Genomic DNA, 15,918 nt, shown 5'->3' on the forward strand with positions numbered 1-15,918 from the left:
ACCGTGAAGAGATCACTCGTCCTGGCCGGAGGCGGAGCGAAGATCGGCTGGGCCTCCGGCGCCCTGCAGGTGCTGCTGGAGGAGTCGGACCTGAGGTTCGACCACATCGACGCGACCAGCGGGTCGGTCTTCAACCTCGGCATGCTGCTGTCCGGCCGCTCCGGCGGGCAGGTCGCCGCGGCCTGGGGGGACCTCTCCCCCTGGGAGTTCGTCTCCTTCCACCCGTGGTGGCGCTACCTGACGTTCTGGAAGCTGCCGTCGCTGCTCACGCAGGAGGCCGCGGTGCGCAGGATCCTCCCCAAGTGGGGTATCGACCTGGCGAGGATCAGATCCTGCCGCGAGGTCGCCGGCCACCCGGTCACGGCCACGTTCAACGTGGTGAACTTCACCACGAAGCGGGTCGAGACCATCCCGCACACGCAGATGGACCTCGACTCCTTCCTGGCGATCGACGCGGTCCCCGGCGTCGTCCCGCCGGTGGCCAGGGGCGGCACGCTCTACCTCGACGCCATGCTCCTCAAGGACGCCAACCTCACCGAGGCCGTACGGCAGGGCGCCGACGAGATCTGGCTCATCTGGACCATCGAGGACCTGCCGACGTGGCGCGGCGGGTTCTGGAACCACTTCGGCCACATCTTCGAGATCTGCGCCACGGGCAACCTCAAACGAGAGCTCGACCGGATCGAGGAGGTCAACGCGCGGGTGGCGGCCGGGACCGCCGAGCCGGGGCAGCGCCACGTCACCGTGCACATCGTGCGGCCGTCCGCGCCGGTCCCGGTCGGCTACCTCTTCTTCCGCAACCGGCGGCAGATGCGGCCCACCATCGAGGCCGGCCGGACCGCCGCCCGGGAGCACCTCGTCAGGACGGGGCACCTGCGCAAGGCCGCCGCCCTGCACCTGGTGTGAACGACCCGCGGTGTGAACGGCACACGGGGGAACGACCCGCGTGTGAACGGCATGCGGGGTGAACGGCACCTCTCCCGGACGACCCTTCCCAGACGACCCTTCAGGAGAAGCGATGGACCACCAGACCACCGCGGACGGCGCGCGCCGCGCGCTCGCGCTCGTCCGCATCGTGATGGGCACGACGGCCCTCCTCGCGCCCGGCCTGATCGCGGGCCGGCTGCAGGACGCCCCCGGACGCAACCCGGCCGCCCCGTACGTCCTGCGGCTCTTCGGCGTCCGCACCGTGGTGATGGGCCTCGACCTCCTGGCGGGGGACGCCCGGGCGCTGCGCTCCGCCCCGCTGGTCCACGCGAGCGACGCGCTCGCCGCGCTCGCCGCGGGCCGGGCCGGGCAGGTGCCGTGGCGCGGAGCGGCCGCGGCCGCCGGGCTCTCGGCGGTCAACACCGCGCTCGCGCTGGCCGCGCTCGCGGCGGCCGGCGGCTCCCCGCCGCCCGCCGCCGCGCCGGACGCGGTGCCGGACGGTGGGCGGCGGACGGCCCGGGAGGCCCGGGAGGCCGTGCCGTACCGGCCGGACCGGCGGCCGGCGGGGAGCCGGTGATGGGGCCGCGCGAGGCGGCCGGGGCCGGCACCGCCCCGGCGCGCCCGGACTCCGCGGAACGGCAGGCCGCCGACCGGACGCCGACCGGCCACGCGCCCCCCGCCGCCCGGAGCGGCCCGCAGCGGGGCGGCGGACCCGCCGCGAAGCCCGTCACCGGGGCCGGCTACCGCCGCTCGCGGTTCTGGGCCCTCTACGACGCGCTGGCCGGGCTGCTCGACCGCCGGTTCGGCTGGGACCGGCTGCCCACCCCGCTCGGCCTGGCGGTCCTGGTCGGGATCCGCAACCGGCTCCGCAAGCGGAACCTGCACGACCCCGGCCGGCTGCCCTCCGTCGGCCCGCCGCGGCCCGCACCCGGCCCCGGCGACCCCCGCGTGCGGAGGACCGCCGACGGCTCCTGCAACGACCTCGACCATCCCTCGATGGGCATGGCCGGGACCCGGTTCGGCAGGAACGTCCCGCTGGACAGCGCGTACGCCGAACCACCGGGGCGGATCATGACGCCGAACCCGCGCCTGGTCAGCCGCCGCCTCATGACGCGCACCCGGTTCCAGCCCGCCGGGAGCCTCAACGTCCTGGCCGCGGCGTGGCTCCAGTTCATGATCAGGGACTGGTTCAGCCACGGGCGCAGCCCGTCCGAGGACCCCTGGACCATCCCGCTGGAACCGGACGACGACTGGCCGGCGCCGCCGATGACGATCCCGCGGATCCCCGCCGACACCACCCGCCCGCCCGGCTACGACGGGCCCGTGACGTCGCTCAACACCGTCTCGCACTGGTGGGACCTGTCACTGGTCTACGGCAGCTCCGCCGAGGAGCAGCGTGCGGCCCGCACGGGCGCCGACGGCAAGCTGCGCCTGCGCTCCCGCGGCACCCGGCCGATGGCGGGCGGTGAGGCGGACCCGGCCATGGAACCGGGGTTCTGGCTCGGCCTGGTGATGCTGCACACGCTCTTCACCCGCGAGCACAACGCCATCTGCGACCGGCTCCGGGCCGAGTACCCGGGCTGGGGCGACGACGAGCTGTTCGAGCGCGCCAGGCTGGTCAACGCCGCGCTCGTCGCCAAGATCCACACCGTGGAGTGGACGCCCGCGGTCATCAGCCACCCCACCGCGGTGATCGGGCTGCGGGCCAACTGGTGGGGGCTGGCCTCCGAGCGGATCAGCAGGGCGCTGGGGAGGCTCGGCGGCGGCGAGGTGGTCAGCGGCATCCCGGGCTCGCCCACCGACCACTTCGGGGTCCCCTACAGCCTCACCGAGGAGTTCGTCGCGGTCTACCGGATGCATCCGCTGATACCCGACGAGTACGGCCTGCGCTCGCTGGGGGACGACTCCCCCATCCGCCGGTACACGCTGCGCGAGCTGTCCGGCCCGGCGGCCCTGGAGGTCGCCTCGGCCGTCTCCGCCGCCGACCTGCTGTACTCCTTCGGGACGGAGCACCCGGGGGCGATCGTCCTGAACAACTTCCCGCGCCTGCTGCAGGAGTTCGAACGGCCGGACGGCAGGCTGATGGACCTGGCGGCGACCGACATCCTGCGCTGCCGGGAGCTCGGCGTGCCGCGCTACAACGAGTTCCGCCGGCTGCTCCACCTGCCGCCCGCGCGCAGCTTCGAGGCGCTCGCCGGCGACCCGGGGCTCGCGGCGGCGCTGCGCGAGGTGTACCGGGACCGGCTGGAGGACGTCGACCTGACGGTGGGGATGTTCGCCGAGCGGCGGCCGGAGGGGTTCGCCTTCAGTGACACGGCCTTCCGCGTCTTCATCCTGATGGCCTCCAGGAGGCTCAACAGCGACCGGTTCTTCACCGCGGACTACGCCGAGCGGATCTACACGCGGGCCGGGCTGGACTGGATCGCGGACAACACGATGGCCTCGGTGCTCCTGCGCCACCATCCCGAGCTCCGCCCGGCCCTGCGCGGCGTCGGCAACGGCTTCGCCCCGTGGCACCGCGCGGGCGGTGCCGGCTGACAGCACCGCGCGGGCGGTGCCGGCTGACAGCACCGCGCGGGCGGTGCCGGCTGACAGCACCGCGCGGGCGGTGCTGACAGCACCGCGCGGGCGGCTAGGCGGCGAGGGCGGCCAGCGCGGCTCCCACGGCGACGCTCTTGACCTCCTCGAACGGGAGGGCCCGGTGCTCCACCACGCAGTCCGACATGCCGCCGAACGCCACGGTCGCGCGGATCCGCGCGGCGGCGGAGGGGTCCGGGCCGAGCAGGAGCGCGGCCAGCCGCCTGCGCCATTCCCAGATCCGGTCCACCAGGTCGAGCGCGGCCAGCGTGGCGGGATCGTTCAGGATGATCATGAAGACCTCGCGGTGCCGCCAGACGAGGTCGAAGTAGTCGTCGAGCAGCCGCCGCGCATCGGTGGGTTCGCGCCCGGCCACGAACGCCTCCAGCTCGTCCATGAACGGCTGGAGGATGCTCCTGACCAGGTCGTCCCGTGACGCGAAGTGGTAGTAGAGGGCCGGTTTGGTGATGCCGAGCCGGTCGGAGATCTGCTTCAGGCTGGTGTTCCGCACGCCCTGCGCGAGGAAGAGCTCGCGGGCCGCCGCCTGGATGCGCGTCTTGGTGTCCGAAGGCCTCGCCATGGAGCCAAGGGTAACGCTTACCTATCGTTAAGTAAGCCCTTGCCGCCCGGCGCTCCCTGTGCTTACCTATCGTTAAGTAAGCGACTTACCTTCCGTTAAGTAAGGAGACGCTCATGCGGGTCCTCATCTCCGGAGCCAGCGTCGCCGGGCCGGTGCTGGCCTACTGGCTCACCCGGTACGGTTTCGCCGTCACCGTGGTCGAGCGGGCCCCGGCGCTGCGCAAGGCGGGCGGGCACGCGGTCGACCTGTTCCGCCCGGCCATGGACATCGTCGACAGGATGGGCCTGATCGAGCCGGTCCAGGCGTGCGGGACCGGCACCGAGCGGCTCACGCTCCGCCCCGAGAACAGCGACCGCCTGCACGAACTGGAGGTCGGCAGGCTGATGCGCGTCGTGTCCGACCGGCACGTCGAGATCATGCGGGACGACCTGGGCGAGATCTTCTACGAGGCCACCCGGCACGACGCGGAGTACGTCTTCGGAGACTCCATCTCCGCCGTCGCCGAGGACCCCGGCGGCGTCGACGTCGCCTTCGAACGGGGAGCGCCACGCAGGTTCGACCTGGTGATCGGGGCCGACGGGCTGCACTCCAACGTCCGCCGCCTGGTCTTCGGCCCGGAGTCGCGCTTCTCCACCTGGATCGGCGCCTACCTGGCGGTCATGTCGATCCCCAACTACCTGGGGCTGCGCGACCGCATGGACGGGGTGACGGGCGTGAACAGGATGGCGGCCGTGTACGGCGGCGCGCGCATGGACGACGCCCGCGCGATCTTCCTGTTCCGTCCCGCCGCCGAGCTCGACTACCACCACCGGGACGTCGACCGGCAGAAGGAACTGCTGCGCCGGGAGTTCGCCGGGCTGGGCTGGGAGGTGCCCCGCCTCCTGGGTGAGGAGCTCGACCGCGCGTCGGCGTTCTACTTCGACTCGATCACCCAGCTGCGCATGGACACCTGGTCCCGGGGGCGGGTGAGCCTGGTCGGCGACGCGGGCTACTGCCCGGGCCCCGCGGTCGGCGGCAGCACCAGCCTCGCCGTCGTGGGCGCCTACGTCCTGGCCGGTGAGCTGGCCGAGGCCCGCGGCGACCACACCCGGGCGTTCCCGGCCTACGAGCGGGAGATCGGCGACTACGTGCGGCGCAGCCGCGCCTTCGCCGTCGGGGCCGCCAAGCGGCTCATCCCCGCCACCCGCCTGGGGCTGTGGAGCCTCGTCCAGGGGGTCCGGCTGGTCAACCACGTCCCCACGCCGGTCGCCCGCGCGCTGGCCGGCCTCGGCGGCGGGGGGATGCGGCTGCACGACGAGGTCGCGCTGAAGGACTACCCGCGGGGACCCGTCATGGAGACGGGCGCCGCCAGGTGACGCCGGCCGGCGCGGTCAGAGCAGCAGGTCCTCGGGGCGGATGATCTCGCGGGGCAGCGGTGCCCGCTCCATCCGCTCCAGGGGGTCGGCGGCGGCGTGCGGGTCGAGGCCCAGGCCGGTGAGGGCGGCAATGCTGCGCACGGGGACCTGGAACGTCCGGTAGGCGCCGTAGGAGAACGCCTCCTCGGTGGGCAGTTCGTCGATCAGGGCGGCCTGGCTGAGGAGGTAGCCGGTCACGGAGAGGGCGCCGGACTCCTTGACCATCGCGACGATCTTCCAGAACTGGCGGGGCAGCAGGACCCCGCGGTAGGCGTCGTCGTCCTCGGCCAGGACCGGGCCGGTGAACACGCTGACGGCCAGGTCGTGGGTGTCGGCGTTGTTCAGGACGTAGTCCTCCAGGCCGAGCCAGAGGGTCTGGCCCGCGTTGAAGGCGTGGTGCTGCGGGGTGGAGTTGGTGAAGTGGAAGGTGTCGTCGTTGGCGGCCCTGGCCTGCACGTCGCTGGTGCCCCACGCGGGGTCGAGGCGGCGTACCAGGTGCCCGCGGTCCAGGTCGTTGTCGCGGTAGACGGCCTCGCCGGTCTGCTCCCCGACCGGCAGCCGGGGGTCGAAGATCCAGCGGTCGCTCTCCCGCCGCGGCCGCCGGGCGAGCTTCCCGTCGATGTTGCAGGCGGTGAACAGCGCGAGCCGCCGCCGCCGGTGCATGACGATGCTGAAGTGGTGGTAGCGCAGTTCGGTGGAGGCGACCGCGGCCAGCTCCGGGGAGGGCACGGGCAGCGGCAGCGGGTGGGCCAGGAACCCGGGGTCGTAGCCGCCGCGGCCGGCGTAGTCGGAGTCGATCGCGCCCTCTCCGTCCGTCGCCGGGGCCGTACCGTCGAGCCGGACCGTGACCTCCAGCGGGACCGAGATCGTGATCTCGCCGTCCCGGGCGGGCGGTGAGCCCGCCGCGGTGAAGGACACCGGCGCCGGGACCGCGGAGGAGGCCGCGCCGTCCGCCGGCGGGAAGGAGGCGGGCGCCGCCTGCCCGGTCCGGCCGGGGACGAAGAGCTGGTCGGCGAGCGCGCGCTGCGCGGGCGGCAGCGGCGCCTCGCGCACGAACCGGCAGATCCGGCTGATCCGGATCCCCTCGTTGACGAACATGCCGAACCCCCTGTCGCCGGCCACCGGCACGCTCGCGTGGTGGAGCGCGACGACCTCCCACTGGTCGTTGAACACCGGCGAACCGGACGAGCCCGGTTCGGTGTCGGCCATGTAGTGCAGGAACTGGTCGAGGACGTCGACGATCCGGTTCTCGCGGAGCGCCACCTGCTTCTTCTCGCCGCGCGGGTGCTGCACGATCGTGACGAACTCCCCGATGATCGCCTTGCCCTCGTCCTCGATCATCCGGTTGAACCCGAGCGCCGCCAGGTCGGCGGCGGGCGCGCGGACCGCGACCAGTGCGAAGTCGCGCTCGGCGTCGGCGAGGAAGAACCGGTCCGGGTCGAGCGGGTGGGCCACGGCGTGCAGCGGCCTGCCGTCGATCCCGTCCTGGTAGTTGAACTCGATCACGCTGCTGCGGGCCGTACCGGCGTCGGGCAGCACGTGGTGGTTGGTCAGCAGCAGCACCGGGGACACCATGGACCCGGTGCCGTAGCCGGTCAGCCGGCCGTGCCCGTCGCGGACGTTCACCCGTCCCACCCCGCGGGCCGCGGCCACCCCGGCGTCGAGATAGCGCACGCCCACGAAGTCCGCGGTATTGATGATCTTTTCGAGCTGCGCGGCCGCCCCGGGCACGTCGCCCCCGATCAGGTCGCCGTCCCCGTAGAACCGGCTGAGCCGCTCGATGCGCTTGCCGATCCGCTCGCGGGTGTCGGCGGCGGCCAGCCCGCCCGGAGACGCGAGTGCCGACTCGTGCTCGTGCCGTCTCGCGGCCCGCTCCGCCACCCGGCGCGCGGCGGCCTCGGCCTGTCGCTCAACCAGCAGTTCGATGGACGTCATTCACCGCTCATACCAGCGGCGCATTCACCGAAATCCCCCGATCAGGCAATAACTTGCCTAATTGCCTAAAGGCAGCTTTCTGGGTGAGTCGGGCGCCGTTTCGACGTCCGCCGGGGGACGGCGTGTCGTGCCCGGACGGGCGGCGAGGTCTCCGGTGCCGATCCATCCCGGCCGATCGGCCGTCCACCGGAGACCTCGCTGGTCGCAGATTGCTTACACGCGCACGAGCCTCACAGCGCCCGGGACGCGGCGGCGCCGGTGCGGCCGTCCGAAGCGCGAGCCGCGGTCGCGCCGACGGGCGGCCCCACGCAGTTCCGCCCCCCGCTCCCGCTCCGGACGACCGGGCCGGGCGGGGAGATGCTCGGCCCGGTCAGACCCACTGGTCGTCGAGCCAGCCGAATGCCGAGGTTCCGCAGTTGAACAGCTCCAGGCGGTAGTAACCGTAGAGCCCGGTGATCCGCCCGCTGTGGTGGCGGAATGCGCCCAGTCTCCCCGACCCGACGATGTTCTGGTTGTCGGTGTCGCGTACCCGCCAGCTGCAGCCGTATCCCGAGGCGCCGGAATCGACCTCCCAGTCGATGAACCAAAGGGGGTACGTCGCCTTGAGGATGGCCGTCTCGCAGTGATTGGTGACCACGGTGCACCTCGCGGTGGTCGCGCTCGCCGGCGATGCGGCGACCACGCTCACACTCGCCGCCAGCGCCGCGGCACCCGCGCATCTGACCAGGGTCTTAAACAATTTACGCATTGCTTCCCTTCTGCTCTGCGGAACATCCCGGCGTCCGATTGCCTGGTCTCCCTGCGGGGACCCCTGGGCGGAACCGGGCCGCGTGTCGAGTACGGAGACGGCCGGCATACAACTGCCCGGATCGGGCGATAACTCCCGACACCTGCCTGGCCGCGGCCTTTGCGTAAGCCTTTGTAACCGCTGGAAGGTTGTGCGGCCTCCGGATGACCGGTGCACAAACAACACCGCACAACCGCACGGCGCAGCCGGATCGGCCATGCCCTCCGCGCCCTCCGCGCCTCCGCGCCCTCCCCGGCCTGCCGCGCCGGGTCGGAACCGGCTCAGTCCTCGTCGTGCTCGGCCACGGAGCGGACCGTGGCGGCGGGCCTTCCGGAGGAGCACGTCAGGCTGATCACCGCCGTGCGGTCGTCGGACTCGAACACCACGGAGGCGGTGGCGGCGGGACCGCGCTCGACCTCCTCGACGCCGTACCCGGGAGCCGGCGTCCACGACAGCAGCAGCGCCCGTCCGGCCTCGCAGGCGACGGTCACCGACCCCTCGGCGTAGGAGAAACCACCGGTGACCGCATGAGGCCCGGTCGCGGAGGGAGGGGCGGCCGCCGGGGCCGCGGAGGCGGTGGCCAGGACCCGCCCGACCTCGTCCGGAGTCATGGAGCGGACGGCCTGGCCGGACAGGTCGGCGCCGATCAGGGAGACCGCCCAGATCCCGGCGAGCGTGGTGAGCGCGGCGGCCGCGAGCCAGCCGCCCGCCCCCAGCAGCACCCGCCGGTTCACCGATCCACCGCCCTCCGGTGTCTTCCGCGCCTGCCGGGGAAGCTTCCCTCCTGGCCCACGTCATCACCTCACCCGAGAGAGGTCCGCATCACCGTGGCTCATCTGCTCCTCGTCGAGGACGACGCCCGGGTGCGCTCCGCGCTGACCCGCGCGCTGGCCGGCCACGGCCACGCCGTGGTCTCGGCCGCCGCGGGCATGCCGGGGCTCACCCGCGCCCTGGAGGACCGCCCCGACCTGGTCGTGCTCGACCTGGGCCTGCCCGATCTCGACGGCTGCGAGGTCCTGCGCATGCTGCGCGCGGTCAGCACGGTCCCGGTCATCGTGGCGACCGCGCGCGACGCCGAGCCGGAGATCGTCCGGGCGCTGGACGCCGGCGCCGACGACTACGTCGTCAAGCCGTTCAGCGCGGCCCAGCTGGACGCGCGGATCCGGGCCGTGCTGCGCCGCGGCCGCGACACCGGCACCGGGACGGCGGCCGTCCGGGTCGGCGGGTTGCGCATCGACCCGGCGGGCCGGGAGGCGTTCCTCGACGGGACCCGCCTGGAACTGACGCCCAGGGAATTCGACCTGCTGCACTATCTCGCCCTCCGTCCCGGCCAGGTCGTCTCCAAACGGGAGCTGCTGACCGAGGTGTGGCGGATGGCGTACGGCGGCGCGGACAAGACCGTCGACGTCCACCTCTCGTGGTTGCGCCGCAAGCTCGGCGAGAACGCCCACCGGCCCCGCTACCTGCAGACCGTCCACGGGGTCGGCGTCAAGATCGTCGATCCGGAGGAGTGAGGGGACCGGATGAGGCGACGCCTGGCCCTGCTCGCGGTGGCGACCGCCTCGCTGGTCCTGGTCGCCTTCCTCGTGCCGCTCGCCGTACTGGTGCGCGCGCTGGCCGCCGAACGGGCCACGGCCACCGCCACCGCGTGGGCCCAGTCGGTCGCCACCGCGGCGGCTCTGGGCGACCGGAACACCCTGGAGGCCACCGTACGGCAGGCGGCCGGCTCCAGCGGCATGCCGGTCACGGTCTTCCTGCCCGGCAACGGGTTCATCGGCGCCCCGGCACCCCGCGGGCCGGGAGTGGAGCTGGCCTCGCGCGGGCGCAGCATCACCGTCGAGACACCGGCGGGCCGGGAGGTCCTGGTCGCCGTCCAGGGCGGGGCCCGCGGGCCCGTGGTCGTGCGCGCGTTCGTGACCGCCGAGCGGCTGCGGCAGGGCGTCGGGTGGGCCTGGCTGGTGCTCGGCCTGATCGGGCTGGTGCTGCTGGCCGTCGGCATCGCGGTCGCCGACCGGCTCGCCCGCTCGCTGATCCGGCCGGTCAGGCAGGTCGCGGAGGTCTCCCGGCGGTTGGCCGGCGGCGACCTGGACGCGCGCGTGGAACCGGCGGACCCGCCCGAGATCCGCGAGGTCGGCACCGCCCTCAACCATCTGGCGACCCGTATCCGCGACCTGCTCGCCCGGGAGCGCGAGGCGGTCGCCGACCTCTCCCACCGGCTGCGCACACCGGTCACGGTGCTCCGGCTGGAGGTCGACACCATGCGCGACAAGGGCGAGGCCGCCCGGGTGGGCCAGGCCGTCGACAGCGTCGAGCGCATGGTCGACCAGATCATCCGCGAGGCGCGCCGGTTCGACCGGGACGGCGCGCCCCGCTGCGACGCCACCCAGGTGGTCGGCGACCGGGTCGCCTTCTGGTCGGCGCTGGCCGAGGACCAGGACCGGCCGCTGCGGCTCGGCCTCCCGGACGAGCCGATCGGCGTCGGCGTGAGCGCCCCCGAGCTGGCCGCCTGCGTCGACCTCCTCCTGGAGAACGTGTTCGCCCACACCCCCGAGGGCACCCCGTTCACCGTCGAGCTGACCGCGCGGACGGCGGGCGGGGCCCGGCTGACGATCTCCGACCGGGGACCCGGCTTCGCCCACCCGGCCCCGGTCGACCGCGGGGCGAGCGGCGGCTCCTCCACCGGTCTCGGCCTCGACATCGCGCGCCGCACCGCGGAGGAGTCCGGCGGCCTCCTGAGGGCCCGCTCACTGCCCGCAGGGGGAGCCGAGATCGTCCTCGAACTCGGCCCCGGACCGGCTTAACGATTCGTTAGGAATCTTGAAGCATCTCGCTATCACCCCGGCGGGCAGTCTCGGAGGGTCATCGCGAATCCCTGTGATCGCGGACCCTCACGGACACGGAGAAACCCCGATGCGCAAGCCATTGATCATCTTTTCCGGCCTCGCCCTCGCCGCGCTGGCGACCGCCGGCGGCGTCGCCTTCGCCGAGAACGGCGAGGCCGGCCACGGCTCCCCGTCCCCGGCCGCCACGGCCACCCCCGCCCCGGGCGCCCCCGCCCCGGACACCGACGCCGACGACACCGACGACGCCGGCCTCACGGCCAAGCCCGCCGTACTGGCCGAGCAGGCCCAGCGGACCGCGCTCTCCCAGGTGGGCGGAGGGTGGATCGTCTCCTCCGAACTGGAGGACGGGGGCGGTGCCGGCGCGTGGGAGATCGGTGTCGCCGACGGCAAGGGAGGCGAGCGGGAGATCCTCGTCGACGCGGCCACCGGGAAGGTCCTCCCCGCGGAGGCCGGCACCGCCGGCCAGGAGGACGAGACCGCGGACGATGAGACTGCGGAGGACGAGACCGCGGAGGACGGGACCGCGGACGACTGACGGCATCCGGCCGTGCCCCCCGCCCCCCGCGTCCCCCGCCCGGCCGCGCCGTACCGCGCGGTCTCCCCCGGCCGGTGAACGGCCCGCGATCGGGGGAAGGGGCGGGGCGGAGCGAGGCTCCGGCCGGGCGCGGTGCCCCCGACCCGGCCGGCCGAGGTGTCGATTGGGTGATGGCCGGTATGCGGAACGGTACGGAGACAGGGGACGCCCACCGCGTCCTGGTCGTCGGGATAGCGGCCAGCGCCGTGCTCACCGGGCTCGTGTGGCTGCTCGGCCAGCGCCTGCACGGCGTGCGCCTCCTGCCCGACCAGGGCGCGTCCTGGTACTACTGGAAGCTGCCCGAACCGACCGCCTGGACCCGCGTCTCGGCCTGGCTCGGCTACGCCGCCCACCAGGCGGCGTTCTGGGGCCTGATCTACTACGCGCAGACGCGGGTCCGCCGGTACGCCTCCGGCCTGCACGCCGTCAACGTCGCGGCGCTCGCGGTGAACCTCGGCTTCGTGCTCCTGCACACCCTGCAGACCCAGCTGTTCTACGACGGCCTCGCGCAGGACGTCTCGATCTACAGCTCCCAGGGGTCGGTCGTCCTGCTGCTGGTCGCGGTCCTGCTGATGGAGAACCGGCGCCGCGGCCTGTTCCTCGGCAGGCCCGCGCCCATCGGGGAGCAGGTCGTGGCCTTCGCCCGCAGGTACCACGGCTACCTGTTCAGCTGGGCCGCCGTCTACACCTTCTGGTACCACCCGATGGAGGCCACCAGCGGGCACCTGATCGGGTTCTTCTACATGTTCCTGCTCCTGCTGCAGGGCAGCCTCTTCCTGACCCGGGCGCACACCGACCGCCGGTGGACCTTCACCCTGGAGATCGCGGTGGCGGTGCACGGCACCCTCGTGGCCGTCATGACCAGCGGTCCCGACGGCGCCTGGCCGATGTTCCTGTTCGGCTTCCTCGGCGTCTTCCTGATCACCCAGATGCACGGCCTCGGACTGTCCGCGGCCGTCAGGTGGCTGTTCGCCGCCTGCTACGCCGGCGCCGTCCTGGTGGTGTACGGCGCCCGCGGTCTCGGCTCGGTCCACGAGATCGTCCGCATCCCCGTGATCGAGTATCTCCTGGTCGGCGTGGCGGCGGTGCTGATCTGGCTCGGGCTGGGGGTGTCCCGGCTGCTGACCGGGAGGACGGGGAGGACCGGGCGAGGCGCCCCGGCCGGGCGGCGGACCCGGTAGCCGGTCACGCGGGGTAGGCGTGGGTCTCGGTCGCCTTGACCGCGGCCCAGATCTCCTGTCCGGCGCTCAGGCCGAGGTCGGCGACGGCGGCGGGGGTGACGTCCGCGGAGGCGGTGATCGGCCCGTCCAGGTGCACGCGGATGTTGTCGCCGTACCGCTCGATGCCGTCGATGCGCGCCCGCCAGAGGTTGCGCGGGCTGCCGTCGGGCCGGGAGCGGTACAGGGCCACGGCCGCCGGGGAGAAGGCGACGAACACCGGCCCGTGCAGGCGCTCGGTGACGCTGAACACGACGCCCTCCACCGTGACCTCCGGCCCGTCGGCGGCGCCGCGGTAGAGGTTGAGGCCGACCAGGCGGGCGACGTACCGGGTGCGCGGGCGGCGGGCGACCTCGGCGGCGGTGCCCTGCTGCACGACGGCGCCGTCCTCGATGACGATCAGCCGGTCGGCCAGGACCATGGCGTCCAGCGGGTCGTGGGTGACCAGGACGGTGGCGCCGTCGAAGTCGGCCAGGTGGCGGCGGAGCCCGGAGCGGATCTCCAGGCGGGTGTGGGCGTCCAGTGCGGCCAGCGGCTCGTCCAGCAGCAGCAGGCGGGGCCGTACGGCCAGCGCCCGGGCCAGGGCGACGCGCTGGGCCTGGCCGCCGGAGAGCCGCCGGGGCCTGGCCGAGGCGTGGCCGGCCAGGCCGACCCGCTCCAGCAGCTCGGCGGCGGCGCGGCGGGCCTCCGCTCTGGAGGCGCCCTGGCAGCGGGGGCCGAAGGCGACGTTGTCCAGCGCGGACAGGTGCGGGAAGAGCAGGTAGTCCTGGAAGACCACACCGACCGGGCGGCGCTCGGCGGGCAGGGTGTGCAGGGCCCGGCCGTCCAGCTCGATGCTCCCGCCGGTCAGCGGGGTCAGCCCGGCCAGGGCGCGCAGGGCGGTGGTCTTGCCCGCGCCGTTGGGGCCGAGCAGCGCGACGACCTCCCCCGCCGCCACCTCCAGCGCGACGTCGAGACGGAAGCCGGGCCGCTCGACGGCCAGACGCGCGCGCAGCCCGCCGTGCTGCGGCGAGTCCGGGCCGGGCCGCCTCATACCCTGCTCACCCACCGCTCGCGCAGACCGGCCAGGATGAGCACGGAGACGGCGAGCAGCACGAGGCTGAGCACGACGGCCGCCTCGGGGTCCGTCTCCAGGGCGAGGTAGACGGCCAGCGGCATGGTCTGGGTGGTGCCGGGGAAGTTGCCGGCGAAGGTGATGGTGGCCCCGAACTCGCCCAGCGCGCGGGCCCAGCACAGCACGGCCCCGGCGGCGACGCCGGGGGCGATCAGGGGCAGCGTGACCCGGCGGAAGACGGTCCAGCGGGAGGCGCCCAGGGTGGCGGCGGCCTCCTCGAAACGCGGGTCGGCGGCGCGCAGCGCGCCCTCGACGCTGATCACCAGGAAGGGCATCGCCACGAACGCCTCGGCGACGACGACTCCGGCGGTGGTGAAGGGCAGGGTGACGCCGAACGCCGACTCCAGCCAGGATCCGAGCAGGCCGCGCCGGCCCAGCACCAGCAGCAGCGCGACGCCGCCCACCACGGGGGGCAGCACCAGCGGGACGGTGATCAGCGCGCGCAGCAGGCGGCGGCCGGGGAAGGAGGTGCGGGCCAGCAGCCAGGCCAGCGGGACCCCGAGCAGCAGGCAGACCCCGGTGGCGACGGTCGCGGTCACCAGCGAGAGCCGCAGCGCCTGGAGCACCTGCGGCTGGGCCAGCCGCTCCGGGAGCGTGGACCACGGGGCGCGCACCAGCAGCCCGGCCAGCGGCAGCACCAGGAAGGCCGTGCCCGCCAGCGCGGGCACCAGCAGCATCCAGGGCGGCCGGCCGGTCACGGCCCTCCCGGTGCGGCGCGCGCCGTACCGGAGCCGCGGTCCGGGGTGAGCCCTCACGGGCCGGGGACCTCGAAACCGGCCCGTGCCAGGACGTCCCGGCCCTGTGCCGACCGCACCGCGTCGACGAACCGCTGGGCGGCCTGCCCGGCCGGCGCCGTGGAGAGAACGGCGATCGGGTAGTCGTTGACGGCCCGGGCGGCCTCGGGGAAGTCGATGCCCTCGACCTCGCCGCCGGAGGCCCGCACGTCGGTGACGTACACCAGGGCGGCGTCGACCTCGCCCAGCACGACCTTGGTCAGCGTGGCCTTGACGTCCTGCTCCAGGGTGACCGGGGTGACCTCCACCCCGGCCGCCTCCAGCGCCCTGGCCGCCGCGGCCCCGCACGGCACCTGCGCGGCGCACAGCGCCACCTTCACCTCCGCGTCCGCCAGGTCCTCCAGCGCGTCGATCCCGGCGGGGTTGCCGGCCGGTACGGCGATCTGCAGCCTGTTCCGCGCGAACGTGACCGGCGGGCCCGCCAGGGAGGCGTCGGTGACGGTCTTCATGGTGGCCGGGCTGGCCGCGGCGAACACGTCGGCGGGAGCGCCCTGCACGATCTGCTGGGCGAGCGTGGCGCTGGAGCCGAAGTTGAACCTCACCGTGATGTCCGGGTGGGCGGCCTCGAAGGCCCTGCCCAGCTCGGTGAAGGTCCCGGTCAGCGAGGCCGCGGCGAACACCGTCAGCGTCCGGGCCCCGGCCTGCGGCTCCGCCGGGCCCGCTCCGGCGGAGCCGCAGGCCGCGGTGAGTACCAGGGCCGCGGCGGCGGAGGCGACGCAGGCGGCACGCCGGGAAAGGGACTTGAGCGTCACGGTGCTCTCCTAGTGGCTCGCGTTCCTGGAGTGGTCGGGGATCTCCACGACGACGTTGGTGGACTTGATCACGGCGACCGCCACCACTCCCGGCTCCAGGCCGAGCTCGTCGGCCGCCTGGCGGCTCATCAGCGAGACCACCCGGAACGGCCCGGCGGCGATCTCCACCTGCGCCATCACCGCGTCCCTGACCACCTCGGTCACGATCCCGCGCAGGCGGTTGCGCGCCGAGGAGTGCCCGGTGCCGTCCTCCGTCTCGATCCGCGCGCGGGCGAACGCGGCCAGGTCCGCGCCCGCGATCCGGCGGTGGCCCTGGCCGTCGCGCCGCGCGGACAGCCGCCCGGCGTCCACCCAGCGCCGGACGGTGTCGGCGCTGACCCCGAGCAACGCGGCGGCCTCACTGATCCGGAATGTCGCCACAACC

The 15,918-nt window shown here is 74.0% G+C and carries 16 protein-coding genes; 8 read left to right on the forward strand and 8 right to left on the reverse strand.

Features of this window, described 5'->3' with window-relative positions; all coding sequences use genetic code 11:
• The first annotated feature begins 3 nt into the window (after window positions 1-3).
• The 3 genes from FHS22_RS14140 (at window position 4) to FHS22_RS14150 (ending at window position 3,465) form a co-directional block, all read left to right on the forward strand.
• A complete protein-coding gene (locus tag FHS22_RS14140; RefSeq protein WP_184941831.1) occupies window positions 4-906 on the forward strand; it encodes a patatin-like phospholipase family protein in 903 nt (300 codons plus the stop codon).
• Between the two features lie 112 nt (window positions 907-1,018).
• Entirely contained in the window at window positions 1,019-1,504 is a 486-nt protein-coding gene (locus FHS22_RS14145) for a hypothetical protein (RefSeq protein ID WP_184941833.1), read from the forward strand.
• Window positions 1,504-3,465, forward strand: a complete 1,962-nt coding sequence (locus tag FHS22_RS14150; RefSeq protein ID WP_184941835.1) for a peroxidase family protein — start codon at window positions 1,504-1,506, stop codon at window positions 3,463-3,465. Before FHS22_RS14145 ends, FHS22_RS14150 begins: the two co-directional genes overlap by 1 nt.
• Before the next feature lie 94 nt (window positions 3,466-3,559).
• Here FHS22_RS14150 and FHS22_RS14155 read toward each other — a convergent pair whose 3' ends face one another.
• A complete protein-coding gene (locus tag FHS22_RS14155; protein ID WP_184941836.1) occupies window positions 3,560-4,084 on the reverse strand; it encodes a TetR/AcrR family transcriptional regulator in 525 nt (174 codons plus the stop codon).
• A 113-nt stretch (window positions 4,085-4,197) separates the two neighbouring features.
• Between FHS22_RS14155 and FHS22_RS14160 the strand changes: the two genes are divergently transcribed.
• A complete protein-coding gene (locus FHS22_RS14160; protein WP_184941838.1) occupies window positions 4,198-5,439 on the forward strand; it encodes an FAD-dependent monooxygenase in 1,242 nt (413 codons plus the stop codon).
• A 15-nt stretch (window positions 5,440-5,454) separates the two neighbouring features.
• Here the strand turns inward: FHS22_RS14160 and FHS22_RS14165 are convergent, their stop codons facing one another.
• The 3 genes from FHS22_RS14165 to FHS22_RS14175 all read right to left on the reverse strand — a co-directional run bounded on the left by FHS22_RS14165 (window position 5,455) and on the right by FHS22_RS14175 (window position 8,934).
• Window positions 5,455-7,413, reverse strand: coding sequence for a DNA/RNA non-specific endonuclease (locus tag FHS22_RS14165; protein ID WP_184941840.1), 1,959 nt, complete (start codon window positions 7,411-7,413; stop codon window positions 5,455-5,457).
• Window positions 7,414-7,783: 370 nt separating this feature from the next.
• Window positions 7,784-8,161, reverse strand: coding sequence for a hypothetical protein (locus FHS22_RS14170; RefSeq protein WP_184941842.1), 378 nt, complete (start codon window positions 8,159-8,161; stop codon window positions 7,784-7,786).
• A 320-nt stretch (window positions 8,162-8,481) separates the two neighbouring features.
• Complete coding sequence (locus tag FHS22_RS14175; protein ID WP_184941844.1) at window positions 8,482-8,934, reverse strand: hypothetical protein; 453 nt, start codon at window positions 8,932-8,934, stop codon at window positions 8,482-8,484.
• Between the two features lie 93 nt (window positions 8,935-9,027).
• Here FHS22_RS14175 and FHS22_RS14180 point away from each other — a divergent pair, with 93 nt between their 5' ends.
• From FHS22_RS14180 to FHS22_RS14195, 4 genes are all read left to right on the forward strand, one after another.
• On the forward strand, window positions 9,028-9,714 hold the full coding sequence (locus FHS22_RS14180; RefSeq protein ID WP_184941845.1) for a response regulator transcription factor: 687 nt from the start codon (window positions 9,028-9,030) through the stop codon (window positions 9,712-9,714).
• 9 nt (window positions 9,715-9,723) lie between these two features.
• Window positions 9,724-11,001 carry a HAMP domain-containing sensor histidine kinase gene (locus FHS22_RS14185; RefSeq protein WP_184941847.1) on the forward strand — a complete coding sequence of 426 codons (1,278 nt, stop codon included), beginning with the start codon at window positions 9,724-9,726 and terminating at the stop codon, window positions 10,999-11,001.
• Window positions 11,002-11,110: 109 nt separating this feature from the next.
• Window positions 11,111-11,578, forward strand: coding sequence for a PepSY domain-containing protein (locus FHS22_RS14190; RefSeq protein ID WP_184941848.1), 468 nt, complete (start codon window positions 11,111-11,113; stop codon window positions 11,576-11,578).
• Window positions 11,579-11,757: 179 nt separating this feature from the next.
• A complete protein-coding gene (locus tag FHS22_RS14195; RefSeq protein WP_184941850.1) occupies window positions 11,758-12,798 on the forward strand; it encodes a hypothetical protein in 1,041 nt (346 codons plus the stop codon).
• A 4-nt stretch (window positions 12,799-12,802) separates the two neighbouring features.
• Here the strand turns inward: FHS22_RS14195 and FHS22_RS14200 are convergent, their stop codons facing one another.
• From FHS22_RS14200 to FHS22_RS14215, 4 genes are all read right to left on the reverse strand, one after another.
• Window positions 12,803-13,867: an ABC transporter ATP-binding protein gene (locus FHS22_RS14200; RefSeq protein ID WP_184941852.1), complete on the reverse strand. Its 1,065-nt coding sequence runs from the start codon at window positions 13,865-13,867 to the stop codon at window positions 12,803-12,805.
• Window positions 13,864-14,625 carry an ABC transporter permease gene (locus tag FHS22_RS14205; RefSeq protein WP_184942102.1) on the reverse strand — a complete coding sequence of 254 codons (762 nt, stop codon included), beginning with the start codon at window positions 14,623-14,625 and terminating at the stop codon, window positions 13,864-13,866. The genes FHS22_RS14200 and FHS22_RS14205 overlap by 4 nt, the downstream gene beginning before the upstream one ends.
• Window positions 14,626-14,699: 74 nt before the next feature.
• A complete protein-coding gene (modA, locus tag FHS22_RS14210) occupies window positions 14,700-15,494 on the reverse strand; it encodes a molybdate ABC transporter substrate-binding protein (RefSeq protein ID WP_184941853.1) in 795 nt (264 codons plus the stop codon).
• Between the two features lie 9 nt (window positions 15,495-15,503).
• Window positions 15,504-15,914: a TOBE domain-containing protein gene (locus FHS22_RS14215; RefSeq protein WP_184941855.1), complete on the reverse strand. Its 411-nt coding sequence runs from the start codon at window positions 15,912-15,914 to the stop codon at window positions 15,504-15,506.
• Between the last annotated feature and the right edge of the window lie 4 nt (window positions 15,915-15,918).

The organism is Thiemannella venezuelensis (assembly GCF_014203605.1).
GTDB lineage: Bacteria > Actinomycetota > Actinomycetes > Streptosporangiales > Streptosporangiaceae > Planomonospora_A > Planomonospora_A venezuelensis.